Annotated in this window: 13 protein-coding genes and 1 pseudogene; 6 read left to right on the plus strand and 8 right to left on the minus strand. The window is 69.8% G+C overall.

All coding sequences use genetic code 11. The annotated features are described in order from the left end of the window. The 4 genes from AC16DP_RS41365 to AC16DP_RS41380 form a co-directional block, all read right to left on the minus strand. The coding region (locus AC16DP_RS41365) for a protein kinase domain-containing protein (protein ID WP_483957047.1) at positions 1 to 606 on the minus strand (606 nt) is incomplete at its 3' end. Between the two features lie 194 nt (positions 607 to 800). Continuing rightward, positions 801 to 1,187, minus strand: coding sequence for a translation initiation factor (locus tag AC16DP_RS41370; RefSeq protein ID WP_329727297.1), 387 nt, complete (start codon positions 1,185 to 1,187; stop codon positions 801 to 803). Between the two features lie 13 nt (positions 1,188 to 1,200). Continuing rightward, positions 1,201 to 2,544 (minus strand): vitamin K epoxide reductase/DsbA family protein, encoded by a 1,344-nt coding sequence (locus tag AC16DP_RS41375; RefSeq protein WP_329727296.1) that lies wholly within the window; start codon positions 2,542 to 2,544, stop codon positions 1,201 to 1,203. Next, positions 2,541 to 2,867: a cupin domain-containing protein gene (locus AC16DP_RS41380; RefSeq protein WP_329727295.1), complete on the minus strand. Its 327-nt coding sequence runs from the start codon at positions 2,865 to 2,867 to the stop codon at positions 2,541 to 2,543. The genes AC16DP_RS41375 and AC16DP_RS41380 overlap by 4 nt, the downstream gene beginning before the upstream one ends. Before the next feature lie 38 nt (positions 2,868 to 2,905). Between AC16DP_RS41380 and ygfZ the strand changes: the two genes are divergently transcribed. Then, positions 2,906 to 3,967 carry a CAF17-like 4Fe-4S cluster assembly/insertion protein YgfZ gene (gene ygfZ, locus AC16DP_RS41385; protein ID WP_329727294.1) on the plus strand — a complete coding sequence of 354 codons (1,062 nt, stop codon included), beginning with the start codon at positions 2,906 to 2,908 and terminating at the stop codon, positions 3,965 to 3,967. A gap of 391 nt (positions 3,968 to 4,358) precedes the next feature. Here the strand turns inward: ygfZ and hppD are convergent, their stop codons facing one another. Beyond that, positions 4,359 to 5,522, minus strand: a complete 1,164-nt coding sequence (hppD, locus tag AC16DP_RS41390) for a 4-hydroxyphenylpyruvate dioxygenase (RefSeq protein WP_329727299.1) — start codon at positions 5,520 to 5,522, stop codon at positions 4,359 to 4,361. 16 nt (positions 5,523 to 5,538) lie between these two features. Continuing rightward, positions 5,539 to 6,219, minus strand: coding sequence for a maleylacetoacetate isomerase (gene maiA / locus AC16DP_RS41395; protein ID WP_329727293.1), 681 nt, complete (start codon positions 6,217 to 6,219; stop codon positions 5,539 to 5,541). 102 nt (positions 6,220 to 6,321) lie between these two features. Between maiA and AC16DP_RS41400 the strand changes: the two genes are divergently transcribed. Continuing rightward, positions 6,322 to 6,903 carry a TIGR02265 family protein gene (locus AC16DP_RS41400; protein ID WP_329727292.1) on the plus strand — a complete coding sequence of 194 codons (582 nt, stop codon included), beginning with the start codon at positions 6,322 to 6,324 and terminating at the stop codon, positions 6,901 to 6,903. A 3-nt stretch (positions 6,904 to 6,906) separates the two neighbouring features. Here the strand turns inward: AC16DP_RS41400 and AC16DP_RS41405 are convergent, their stop codons facing one another. After that, positions 6,907 to 7,962, minus strand: coding sequence for a hypothetical protein (locus tag AC16DP_RS41405; RefSeq protein WP_329727291.1), 1,056 nt, complete (start codon positions 7,960 to 7,962; stop codon positions 6,907 to 6,909). 220 nt (positions 7,963 to 8,182) lie between these two features. After that, positions 8,183 to 8,725 carry an HYR domain-containing protein gene (locus AC16DP_RS41410; protein ID WP_329727290.1) on the minus strand — a complete coding sequence of 181 codons (543 nt, stop codon included), beginning with the start codon at positions 8,723 to 8,725 and terminating at the stop codon, positions 8,183 to 8,185. Between the two features lie 353 nt (positions 8,726 to 9,078). On the opposite strand from AC16DP_RS41410, the gene AC16DP_RS41415 reads away from it, so the two are divergent. From AC16DP_RS41415 to AC16DP_RS41430, 4 genes and pseudogenes are all read left to right on the plus strand, one after another. Continuing rightward, positions 9,079 to 10,476 (plus strand): efflux RND transporter periplasmic adaptor subunit, encoded by a 1,398-nt coding sequence (locus AC16DP_RS41415; protein WP_329727289.1) that lies wholly within the window; start codon positions 9,079 to 9,081, stop codon positions 10,474 to 10,476. A gap of 18 nt (positions 10,477 to 10,494) precedes the next feature. Next, positions 10,495 to 11,241, plus strand: a complete 747-nt coding sequence (locus AC16DP_RS41420; protein ID WP_329727288.1) for an ABC transporter ATP-binding protein — start codon at positions 10,495 to 10,497, stop codon at positions 11,239 to 11,241. After that, entirely contained in the window at positions 11,238 to 12,470 is a 1,233-nt protein-coding gene (locus tag AC16DP_RS41425; protein WP_329727287.1) for an ABC transporter permease, read from the plus strand. Before AC16DP_RS41420 ends, AC16DP_RS41425 begins: the two co-directional genes overlap by 4 nt. After that, positions 12,470 to 12,808 (plus strand): annotated as a pseudogene (locus AC16DP_RS41430) (TolC family protein); the annotation flags it as partial. The gene AC16DP_RS41425 and the pseudogene AC16DP_RS41430, both read left to right, overlap by 1 nt. Positions 12,809 to 12,814: the final 6 nt, after the last annotated feature.

A 12,814-nucleotide genomic window follows, 5' to 3' on the forward strand; every position in this document is an offset into this window, starting at 1 on the left:
CACCACGTTGTCCGGCTTGAGGTCTCGGTGCACCACGCCCACCGCGTGCGCCACCCCCAACTGCTCCGCCAGCGCCAGCACCGCCCGGGCCGCCCACGCCGCCCCGGGGTTGTGGCGCTCCACGTACGTGTCCATGGGCAGGCCGGGCACGTAGGGGGTGGCGACGTAGAGGAAGAGCGGCCCGGCCTCCGGGTGCTCGCCGTGGTGCCCATGGCAGTCCACCTCCACCAGCTGCACCCGGTGCAGCCGCAGCAGCACCTCCAACTCGCGCCACGCCCACGCGCCCGCGTGCGGCAGGTACAGCAGCTTGAGCGCGTACAGCCTCTCGCCACGCCGGGCGCGGAACACCGTGCCGTAGCTGCCCGCCCCCAGGCGCTCCTCCAGGGTGAAGCCCGCCACCCCCTCCCCCACCTTCGGTAGGAATTCCTCTTGCGCCCCGGGCCGGCACAGCCGGTTGCGCAGCTGCCGCCACCGCCACCGGGCCACGGCCTGACGCCGCTGCTCCGTACGCCCCACCGCTGCCTGCTCCATGCGCACCACCTCCGAGGTGGGGCAGCGTAGCATGACGCCCCCCGTCACCGGCCGCGCGTGGGCCTTCCTCACCACGGGAGCGCGTCCCCGGGAGGCCCTCTCACTGGTAGACGTCTACCAGTGGTGTGGGTGGATGTGTGCCTCCGATGGTAGACGTCTACCACTGAAGGGCCCTCTGGGGCCACTCGGGACGGGAGCCGCTCCGGCAATCCGCGGCCTGTCTGAGGGGGTCGTGCCGACGCATCCACGCGCTGGAACGAGCGAAGCGCTCACCCCACCGTGACGCGGCGCACGCCGCGGGCCTCCAGGAGCGCGGGGAGGCGCTCGCGCTGGTCGCCCTGCAGCACCAGGGTGTCCTCCTCCACCGTGCCCCCGCAGCCCAGGCCCCCCTTGAGGGCCTTGAGCCACTTCTCCAGCTCGGCGGCGGGCAGCCCCAGCTGCTCCACCACCGTCACCTCCTTGCCGCCCCGCCCCTTGCGCTCCATGCGCACCACGGCGCGCGCGGGGCCCTTGGGCCCTTCAGGCTCCTTGGCCTTCACGGGCGCGGGAGCCGGCCCCGCGGGCAGCTCCTCGCGCTTGAGGCCGAGCGCGGCGAAGGGGTTGTGGAAGGGCGCCGCCGGAGCGGGCGCCTCGGGCTTCTTGTCGCGCTTGCCCATGGCGTCCGTCCGCTCAGTGGGGGTGATCGTGCGCCTGCAGCGCCTGCTGCGCGGGCGCGGGCAGCACCTTGAAGGCCGCCGCGTCCGGGTTCCCGTCCGCCATGATGAGGGCGTAGAGGAACGACGGGATGGCTTGCGCCTCGCGGCCGTTGATGACCACCAGCGGCGTGCCGTGCAAGTCGTGCTGCCGGGCGAACGCGATGTCCTCCGCCAGCTTCTTCTCCGTCTCCGCGCTGGAGATGCACGCCTCGAGCTGCGAGCGCGTCACGGTGCCCGAGGACATGATGCTCAGCACGTTCTGCGCATTGAGCGTGGCCTGGGCGGCGAAGAGCTTCTCGCGCAGCTCCCAGTAGTCCGGAGCGTCCTCGGTGCAGATCTGCGCCTTGGCGGCGAGGCAGCGGGTGCCGGAGCCATCGGTGGCCTGCGGGGGCATGGTGCGGTTGCACTGGGAGTCGAGCGGGAACTGGCGCGCCTCCAGCGACAGCTTGCCCTCGGGGAGGCGCTTCTTCATGAGGGCGAGCACCTCCACCAGGTTCTTGCAGTGGGGGCAGCGGCTGTCCGTCCACTCCACCATCTTCACCGGCGCGTTCTCCGGGCCGTAGCGGCGGCGCGTGGCGGACGGGGCCGGCAGCGGCGTGTCATTCTTGTAGCGGGCGAGCGCGTTGGCCACGGCCTGCTGCTCGGGCTGGGACAGGCTGGTCAGGTACGCCTCCAGCGAGCCGGGCGCGGCGGTGGAGGTCATGGTGGCCACCTTCTCCACGGCGGCGCTGGCCTTGGGCGTCTGCATGCCGGGCATCAGCAGCGCCACGTAGGCGGCGGCGGCGAAGCCTCCCGACCACTGGAGCGTCCGGCCCCACTCCCCGGCCTGCGGCAGCACCGGACCGGGCAGGCCCTTCCAGGCCACGGCGGCGAAGGAGAGCGTGAGGGCGTAGGTGGCCAGACACGTGGGACACAACGCCCCGGCGCTCGCGCTGGCGAGCCCGAAGACGAGGCTGGCCCCCACACCGGCCACGGCCGTCAGACGCAGGCCGTTGGTGGCGGGACGCACGGTGTGCCCGTTGCTCCGCCACACCAGGAAGAGCGCCGAGAGCGCCACGGCGACGATGCCCCACACCAGGCCGAGCGCGGCCACCGGCATGCCCAGCCGCTCGTGCACGCCGCTGGCGAAGGCGGAGTTCCACACCGTCTCGCAGTTGATCTTCTCGGAGATGCCGCAGGCGGTGGTCCCACCGCCGCGCAGGGTGAGGAGCTCCTTCCACTGGTAGATGGAGAGCGCGGCCTCGGCGAGGCCCAGGCCCAGCAGCGCCGCGGCACCGCGGACGGGGACAGGAGGGGGCGGATTGGCCTTCTTGCTCATGCGTGCTCCGGAGGGGGGGTCATCAGGACGAGGAGGCGGGCGTTGTCGGGGCCGTCATTGGTGACGCCGTGTTCGACGCCCGCGGGTGCGAAGAGAGCGGCGCCGGGGCCATGCGAGGCCTCGTCCGCGCCGATGCGGAAGCGGCACCGCCCCTCGAGGACGAGGTACACCTTGTCCGAGGTGGCGTGCCGGTGGGGCTTCTGACTCTGGCCGGGCGTCAGGCAGTACACGTCCAGGAAGAAGCGCTCGGACTTGAAGAGGTTGAGCTTCTGGAGCTTCTCGGCCGAGAAGCCCATGAAGTCCGACAGGTGTCTCACATCCATCGTGGCATTCACTCCCGGGCCTCTATATAGCGACGGTCATGGAACCGCTGTCTCTGCATTTTCTTCATGAGCAGGCAGGAGCCCATTTCCTGGAGGTCCATGGCCGGGAGGCCGTGGCCGACTACGGGGACGTGGAAGCCGAGTACCGGGCGGCCCGGCAGGCGGTGGCCCTCCATGATGCCACCTACCGGGAAGCGCTGCGCATAACCGGCGAGGACCGCATCAGCTTCCTGCATGGGATGGTGACGCAGGACGTGAAGGGGCTGGCGGCCGGGGTGGCGACCTACGCGGCGATGATCACCGTGAAGGGCTCCATGGTAGGTGACGCCCGTATCCTGCGGCGCGAGGCGGATCTGCTGCTGGACGTGGAGCCCGGGATGGGCGCCAAGGTCCAGGAATTCCTGGGGAAATTCCTCATCTCCGAGGACGCCGAGCTGCACGAGGCCACGGGCGAGCTGGGGGTCCTGAGGCTGCTCGGACCCCGGACGGCCGAGCTGATGGGCGCCGTGTCGGGCGGTCCCTTCGCCCCCCTGCCCCCGGACGCCACCCGGCCCCTGTCCCTGGCGGGGCAGGAGGTCCTGGCGGTGGGTCGCCCCGGACAGGAGGGCGTGGACCTGCTGGTGCCTCGGGGAGGGCTGGAGGCGGTGTGGAAGGCGCTGGTGGCGGCGGGTGCGGCCTTCGGGCTGAAACCGCTGGGTTGGCGGGCGCACGAGATGCTGCGGGTGGAGGCGGGGGTGCCGCGCTACGGACAGGACATGGTGGAGACCACCATCCCGCTGGAGGCGAACCTCACGAACGCCATCTCGTACAACAAGGGCTGCTACATCGGGCAGGAGGTGATTGCCCGAGCCACCTTCCGGGGCCACATGAACCGGAAGCTCGCGGGCCTGCTGCTGGGGAGCACCGAGCCGGCACCGGGCACCGAGCTGAAGAAGGACGGCAAGAAGGTGGGCTGGGTGACGAGCGTGGTGCGCTCGCCGCTGAAGGGACAGACGGTGGCACTGGGGTACGTGCACCGGGACTACCTGGAGCCGGGCACGGTGCTGGCGGTGGGCGACGGACCGGCCGAGGCCACCGTGGCGGCCCTGCCCTTCTCCTGAGCCACTCCGCCCGAACCTCACGAGGCCCTTGCTCCTTCGCCGTGCCCAATTTCCCCTCGCCCTCCGGGAGAGGGACGGGGTGAGGGTATTTGAGTCACCCGGCCATTGCTCCCATTTGACTTCCGGGTACGTGGTGTGGTTCGGCTCGTCGAACCTGACCTACTCGAGCGGCCCGAACGCGTTCAACGAGACCGGCACCGTTCACCCGCTCTACGGACGGGTACTACAACCACTTCAACGACGCCTATAACACCGGCCCCCTGCAGGTAGTGCACGGGCCGTGGGCCACGGGTTGGAGCACGGGCCCCGATACCCTCACCCCGACCCTCTCCCGAAGGGAGAGGGGATAGGGGGACAGTGAGGAGCAAGGGGACTGAGGGGACAGTGGGGCTCAGGCCCGCCCTTCCGCGTTCTGCTGACGCTCAATGCTCTCGAACAGCGCTCGGAAGTTGCCGCCTCCGAAGCCCTGGTCTCCCTTGCGCTGGATGATCTCGTAGAAGAACGGGCCCGCCCCCGGATCCTTGTAGAGCGACGCCGCGTCCTTCATGAAGATCTGCAGCAGGTAGCTGTGCTCCCCCGCGCCGTCCACGAGCACCTCCAGGTCGCGCAGCACCTGGATGTCCTCGTCGATCTTCTTGATGCCCAGGTCCTGGATGCGCTGGGGCAGCGCGTCGTAGTACGTGCCCGGCGTAGGCATGAAGGAGATGCCCGCCTTCTCGCGCATGTCCTTCACCGCGGTGAGGATGTCCTTCACCACCAGCGCCAGGTGCTGCACCCCGTCACCCTTGTGGTCCTCGTTGAAGATGTTGATCTGCGAGGCCTTGAAGAAGGGCCGCAACGGCTCGTTGTTGGCGAACTTCACCCGGCTCACCGGATCCCACATCACCTCCGAGCGCAGCCCCGAGCCGTGCGCGCGCTTCTGCTGCGCGGCCACGTCTTCCGTGTGGAATTGAATCTCCCAGAACTTCTCGAAGCCCATCACGTGCTCCATCCACAGGAGCATCGGCTTCATGGTCTGGAAGTTGGACGTGATGTGGTCGATGTGCGTGAAGCCGTAGCGGTTGTTGCCCCCGCGCGGCTTCTCGTGCTGCACGAAGCCCGGGTAGAGCGCCTTGTAGCCATCCCGCTGGATGAAGCGGAACGTCGTGTCACCAAACGGCGTGGTGATGGAGAACTGCGCCAGCTTGCCGCCCTTGTCGTCCGTGTAGCGCTGGATGTCCGTGATGAAGGTGGCGCCGCGCTGCTCCAACAGGCGGTACGTCTTGTCGATGTCCTCCACCTGGTAGTTGAGCGTGCCCACCCCGTCCGGGTGCTTGCGCAGGAAGCGCCACGCGCGGCCCCCCTCGCCCACCGGCTGGCTCACCACCAACACCACGTTGCCCGCCTGGAAGACGGCCGACTTCTGCCGGCCCTCCTTCTCCAGCTGCGGCGAGGACACGCCCTGCTCGGCGAAATCCAACCCGTCCACGTAGAAGCGCCGGCTGCGCTCCAGGTCGTGCACGTACCAGTGGACGCTCTCCAACCCCTTGATGCCCAGCGACTCGAGCTTCGCCATCATCGACTCCTTCGATTCAAGCCGGCACCGCGTCGGGCTGCCGGTCCGCATGTGCCGCCTGGAAGGCGGGAAGGCTGGCGCACGCCGCTTCAATACGGGTGAGCAGCGCGTACGGCCCCAGGTCTACTCCGAAACGCCGGGCCCCGTAGAGTTGGGGAACCAGGCAGATGTCCGCGAAGGACACTGCGTCCCCCAGGCAGTACGCGCCCGCCGTCTCCTGCACGGCCGCCTGGAAGGCCGCCAGGCCCCGGTCGATCCAATAGGCGCACCACGCCTTGTCGTCCCCCTTCAGCTCGCCCTTGATGCGCTGCAGCACGGACAGGTTCTGCAACGGTTGGATCCCCGAGTTCACCATCTCCGACAACATCCGGCAGCGCGCCCGGAGGAAGGGATCGGCCGGCAGCAGGGCGGGCGAGGGATGACGCTCCTCCAGGTACTCGAGGATGGCCATGGACTGGCCCAGGCGGTGCACCTTGCCGCCCTCGGTGACCTCCAGCGTGGGCACGGTGCGCATGGGATTGACGGCGCGGTAGGCGTCGGAGTTCTGCTCGCCTCCGTCCCGCACCAGGTGCACGGGCACGTACTCGTACGGCAGGCCCTTGAGATTGAGCGCGATGCGCACGCGCCAGGAGCACGACGAGCGCCAGTAGCTGTAGAGCTTCACGGTTTCACCACCTTCTGGAGGTGGATGTGTCATGCCGGAATCCCCCACTCCGAGTAAAGGTTGGATAGTCATCCCCTACCCGGAGTCCCGATTTCTCGACCCGGCGTGATGTACCGGTAAGCTGTCACTCCAGCCATGCCCTCGAACAAGAACGAGCTCGCAGCCCGCATCGCCCTCACCAAGCCCACGGACTCCGTGCGGGGCATCTTCTTCCGGGTCGTGTTCGAGCTCATCGAACGCAAGGGAGGCCCCCAGGCCCTGCGCCAGGTGCGCAGCGGCTCGCTGGCCAAGGACATCGCGGACCTGCGGACCTACCCCGCCTCGGACTACCTCACCATGCTCTACGGCGCGGCGGACGCGCTCGAGGGGCAGCTGGGCAACGAGAACAGGGTCTTCAACGCCTGCGGCCGCGCGTGCGTGCAGAACTTCTCCACCGGCCCGGGCCAGGTCGTCTTCGGCATCCTCGGCAAGGGGGACCCGCAGCGGCTCTTCGCCCAGACGCGCGTGGCCTTCAGCACCGTGGTGACGTACGGCAAGCGCGAGCACAGCCCCGCCGGCCCCAAGGGCTGCATCCTCAGCTACCGCGGCGACATGCAGCCGGCGGCCTACCACGTGGGCATCTTCGAGGGCGCGCTCGAGGCCCTCGGCTTCAAGGGCACCGTGAGGGCCAACGTGCTCGGCCTGGACTCGGTGGACTACCAGATCAACTGGGAATGAGGCTCACTCCAGGCAGGTGAGCGTCAGCTCCATCACGCCCACCAGGCGCTCACCCACCGAGGCCCAGCAGTAGAAGCGGTAGTCGCGGCCCTCCACCCCGTGGAGGTGGCTGCCGAACGTCACCGACTCACCGGCGTAGGCGAGGCTGTCGGCGCGAACCTCGCCCCGCGTCACCAGGTAGCGCGCCTCCGGGTTGCCCACCAGCTGGCGCAGCAGCGAGCCCGCCAGCCCCGACAGGCCGCTCATCACCACCGCCACCGGCAGCACCGGGTGCATGGCGAAGTGGCCCTTGCACAGCTCCGCGCTCACCGGGCCCAGCGTCGCCTTCAGGCACTCCCCGTCCCGCACGTAGCCGTGCAGCGGCGGCGGCTGGCGGTGGGGGTTGGTCCGCATCGCGGCGAAGTCGCCGGACGTGCAGCGCGGCCCGCGCTCGGCCCGGGGCTCGCGGCGCATCTCCTGGCGCGCCCCCTGGAAGAGGCGCAGGAAGGCCGCCGCGGACAGCACGTTGTAGTCCACCTCCAGCGAGAAGAGCGCCTGGCCCCGCGCGTCCGTCAGCCGCGTCTGGGCCGTGGCCATGCGCTTGTCCCGGAACTCCGCCTTCGCCGTGCCCACCAGCAGCTCGGTGGCCCGGGGCAGCGGGCCCGCGTGCAACCGCTCCAGCCGCGCGCGCCGCGCCAGGTAGTAGTGCTGCCCCTCCTTGGGATTCACCAGCGACGACGCACACGAGCCCAGAATCGCCAGGTGCCGCCCCACCTCCGCCGCGTTGATGGGCGAGGCCTCGCCCCCCGTCTCCTGCTCCACCGGCACCCGCGCCGTCAGCTCGCCCTCGCCCACCGCCCGCACCTCGCTCAGCGCGTAGTACGGATCCCTCACGCAGATGCGCGCGAACAGCTCCTGCCGGTTCAGCTCCTCGGGAAGCCGCGGCGTCTCCGGCATGAAGTGCACCGGCTCTCCCCACACGCTGGCCAGCGCGGGCGGGGCCATCGCGACGATGGCGGGCGTGGACCGCGAGGACCGGGGGGGGACGGCCAGAGACGAATGCTGCTGTGCGTTACCCATACTTCTTCCCTCGTGTTGGAGCCTCCGGGGGGCAGAGGACTCTTGGGACACAGAGAGGTGTCGGTTCCGACACACCGTGGGTGGACTCTAACCCACTCCCCCAAACTCAGGTAGGGGAAAAATTTGCCGTGAGCCCAAACCTCGTCATGGGCCGGACAGGCGGGCCAGGAAAGCTGATGGGAACTGGGAGCTTTCCCGGCCCGGTGTCACGCGCCGGACGCTACGGCAGGGAGATGGCGGCGCTCACGCGGATGCCGAAGTCGCACGAGGCGGTGTTGCCGGACGCGTCCGTGGCGGTGCACGTGACGTTCGTCAGGCCTGGCAGGAAGAGCGAGCCGGAGGGCCGCGAGCAGGTGACGGTCGCCGGGCCGTGGTCCGGGTCATGGCTGCCGTTGTCCACGCTGGCGTAGCCCTGGCAGGAAGCATCCGCGGGCACGGTGACGTCACGGCAGAGGGCCACCGGCGGCAGGTTGCCCGGAGGCACCTCGCAGGTGAGGTCCACCGAGGCGGAGGCGGTGTTGTTGTCCTCGCGGCACTCGGCGTCGCGGCCCGAGCCCGTGCCGTCATCGTCCACGCGGACGAAGAGCTCGGCGGTGCCGGAGCCGGGAGAGGCCACGGAGGTGGTGACGAGGACGTCCGTGCCCGCGGGCAGCGCCTCGGCGAGCCGGGCCACGGCGAGCAGCGTGCCGCCCGAGGCCGGGTTCCCCGCGGAGAAGGCCACCTTCAGGCCCGCCGCCGCCGTCGCCTGGCCCTGGTTGCGCACGCGCGCGGGTTGAGCCTCCCGAAATCCCTCTCCGCTCGGAAATATTTCGTCATCTCCTCGAAGCGCGCGGTTAACAACCGGTGTGCATCTTCCAGGATGCGACCCGGGAGCAAGCGTCCAACCGTCCCTGAATGGTCAGGCGGTGAGACCTCGTCCCCCTCCAAGTGCTCCCGGGTCGTATCTTCTTGTTTCACGCCCTGTTCATCAGTGAGCCGGAGAAGATCCCCTGACGAGAGAGGCATCGCTCGGCGGACCTGACGCAGGGCAAGCGGCCATGATGGCGGACCTCGCCCGTCATCTTTCGTAATAACGGCGAGATTCACCGAAACATCGCGACGCATAGATCTCGGCCCATGAGGTCAACGACCGAGCTACCGCGACGCGAAGAGCAGTCCCCTCCCCTCCAGCCCAGGTCCCTGCCGGTGGAAGACACCCGGCGCTGGCACCTGCCCGCCCGGTGGCCCTTGTGGCTGGGCGTCATCGCCGTGGTGGTGGCCGCGGGCGTGTGGCTGCTCGAGCCCAAGGCGAAGGACCCGGCCGCCAGCTTCGAGACGGCGGCGGTGCAGCGGCGCGATGTCGAGTCGCGCGTGACGGCGACGGGCACCGTGTCCGCCCTGGTGACGGTCCAGGTCGGCAGCCAGGTGTCCGGCCGTATCCAGGAAATCCTCGTCGACTACAACTCGCCGGTGAAGAAGGGCCAGGTGATTGCCCGCATCGATCCGCAGCTGCTCCAAGCCGCGGTGGAGCGGTCCCGGGCCAACCTCATCGCCGCGAGGGCCAACGTGCAGAAGGCGCGCGTGGAGGCGGACAACTCCCGCCGCCAGGCCGAGCGCTCCAAGACGCTGCGTGACCAGCAGTTCATCTCCCAGTCGGAGCTGGACACCGCCGAGTCCGCCGCCCAGGTGTCCCAGGCCCAGGTGACCTCGGCCGAGGCCGCGCTGGCCCAGGCCCAGGCGGCACTCAACGAGGCGGAGGTCAACCTGCGCTACGCCACCATCGTGTCGCCCACCGACGGCATCGTCATCTCGCGCAGCGTGGACGTGGGCCAGACGGTGGCGGCCTCGCTGCAGGCCCCCACCCTGTTCACCATCGCCGAGGACCTGCGCAAGATGCAGGTGGACACCAGCGTGGCCGAGTCCGACGTGGGCCGGCTCCAGGACGGCATGCGCGCCACCTTCACCGTGGATGCCTGGCCGGGGGTGAACTTCGAGGGCGTCATCCGGCAGATCCGCAACGCCTCGCAGACGGTGCAGAACGTCGTCACCTATGACGCCGTCATCGACGTGGCCAACCCGGAGCTGAAGCTCAAGCCGGGCATGACAGCCAATGTCACCTTCGTCACCGCGCACCGGGAGAACGTGGTGACCGTGCCCAACGCGGCGCTGCGCTTCCGGCCTCCAGCGCCTCCCGAGGGAGCGGCCCCGCAGGGCCCTGGCGTGGGCGGTGCGGGTGCTCCGAATGGCCCGGGAGCGTTCGAGAAGCCCGCCCCCGGCACCAAGACGGTGTTCGTGCTGCGCGACGGGAAGCCCCGGCCCGTGCGCGTGAAGCCCGGCGTGACGGACGGCACGTACACGGAGGTGGAGGGCGAGCTGCGCGAGGGAGCTCAGGTCATCACCGCCATGGCCGCGGGCGCGCAGTCCACGCAGGGCACGAGCCAGGGCTCCGGCCAACGGACGGGCGGCATGGGTGGCATGGGTGGCATGGGCGGCGGCAGGTCCGGTGGGGGATTCCGTCCCCCGGGGCCCTTCTAGGCAGGCGTGAGGCGCGACATGAACGGTCAGCGACAGCAGATGCCGCTCATCGCACTGCGGGGCGTGAGCAAGATCTACCGGACGGGAGACGTGGAGGTGGCGGCCCTGCGGGGCGTGGACTTCAACGTGGAGCCGGGCGAGTTCGTGGCCATCATGGGCTCGAGCGGCTCGGGGAAGTCCACCCTGATGAACATCCTCGGCTGTCTGGACCGGCCCACCTCGGGCCAGTACTTCCTGGACGGCCAGGACGTGTCGCGCCTGGACCGCAATGGCCTGGCCATCGTGCGCAACCGCATGCTGGGCTTCGTCTTCCAGAGCTTCAACCTGCTGGCGCGCACCAGCGCCCTGGAGAACGTGGAGCTGCCCCTGCTCTACGCCGGGGTGCCCGCGCGCGAGCGCAAGCGGCGGGCCCGTGAGGCACTCGAGCGGGTGGGCCTGGGCGCGCGCCTGGAGCACCACCCGCGCCAGCTCTCCGGTGGCCAGCAGCAGCGCGTGGCCATCGCCCGGGCGCTGGTGAGCCAGCCCCGCGTCATCCTCGCCGACGAGCCCACGGGCAACCTGGACTCGCGTACCAGCATCGAGGTGATGGCGCTCTTCCAGGAGCTCCGTCACGAGGGCATCACCCTCGTGCTGGTGACGCACGAATCGGACATCGCCAGCCATGCCGGGCGCGTGGTGGTGGTGAGGGACGGACGCATCATCTCGGACAAGCGCCAGCAGCCGGTGCCCGCGGAAGTGCCGCCGCTCGAGGAGGCCGTGTCATGAACGTGCTCGAGACGATGTCGCTGGCGGTGCGCTCACTGCTGCGCAGCAAGATGCGCTCCTTCCTCACCGCGCTGGGCATCATCATCGGCGTGGGCGCCGTCATCGCCATGGTGGCCATCGGCGATGGGGCCCGGGCCAGCGTCCAGAAGGTGTTCGACGCGATGGGCACCCACATGCTCATCGTCATGTCCGGCTCCACCAACTCGGGCGGCGCGCGGGGAGGCTTCGGCAGCCAGCCCACCCTCACCTGGGACGACCTGGAGGCCATCCGCACGCAGCTGCCGAGCGTGCGCGCCGCCGCCCCGGAGATGCGCACCAACACCCAGGTGTTCTCCGAGGACCAGAACTGGACCACGAGCGTCACGGGCACCACGCCCGACTACTTCGACGTGCGCGGCTGGAGCATCGCCACGGGCCGGCGCTTCACCGAGGCGGACGTGGAGGCGGGCACCAAGGTGGCCGTCATCGGCCAGACGGTGGTGGAGAAGCTGTATGGCGCGGGCTTCGACCCGGTGGGCCAGGTCATCCGCATCAAGAAGACGCCCTTCACCATCATCGGCATGACGGCGCGCAAGGGACAGTCGCCCATGGGGCAGGACTACGACGACAGCATCCTCGTCCCCGCCACCACCTTCCAGCGGCAGCTCCAGTCCCAGAGCCTGGGCAAGTACATCACCGGCGTCCTCAACGTGCAGGCGGATGCCAGCGCCGGCACCGCGAAGGCCCGGGAGGACATCAGCACGCTGCTGCGCGAGCGGCACCGGCTGGGCGAGAACACCCCCGATGACTTCGACGTGAGGGACCTGTCCGAGCTGGCCAACAGCCGCCAGCAGAGCACCGAGACGCTCAGCCTGCTGCTGGCCTCCATCGCCGCCGTGTCCCTGGTGGTGGGCGGCATCGGCATCATGAACATCATGCTGGTGAGCGTCACCGAGCGCACCCGGGAGATTGGCGTGCGCGTGGCGGTGGGCGCGAGGCCCCGGGACATCCTCGCCCAGTTCCTCATCGAGGCGCTGACGCTGGCCCTGCTCGGAGGGCTCATCGGCGCGGCGGTGGGTCTGGGCGTGGCCCGCGTCCTCGCCAACCAATTCCAGTGGCCCCTGTTGATCCGCCCGGAGGTCATTCTCATCGCGCTGGGCTTCAGCGCGCTCGTGGGCGTGGGCTTCGGCCTCTACCCCGCGCGCAAGGCGAGCCAGCTCGATCCCATCGACGCACTGAGGTACGAGTGATGCGAAAACTCCTTCCCCTTCTCGCCCTGCTGCTCGCCGCCAGTCCGGCGTGGGCCCAGCAACGCGTGCTCACCCTGGAGGAGGCCCTGCGCACCGCCACCGAGCGGCAGCCGCAGCTGCGCCAGGCCCAGGCCAACACCACCGCGGCCAACGCCCGCGTGGACCAGGACTTCGCCCCGCTGCTGCCCCAGGTGAGCGCCAACCTCACCTACCAGCGCTCCCTGTCCGAGGGCGGCTCGGTGAACACCACGACCCCGTCCGGCTTCATCAGCCGCGAGGGCGTCAACGCGGGCGCGTCCGTCAGCCAGCTCATCTGGGACTTCGGCCGCACCACGGGCCGGTGG

This window comes from Archangium sp., assembly GCF_057119385.1.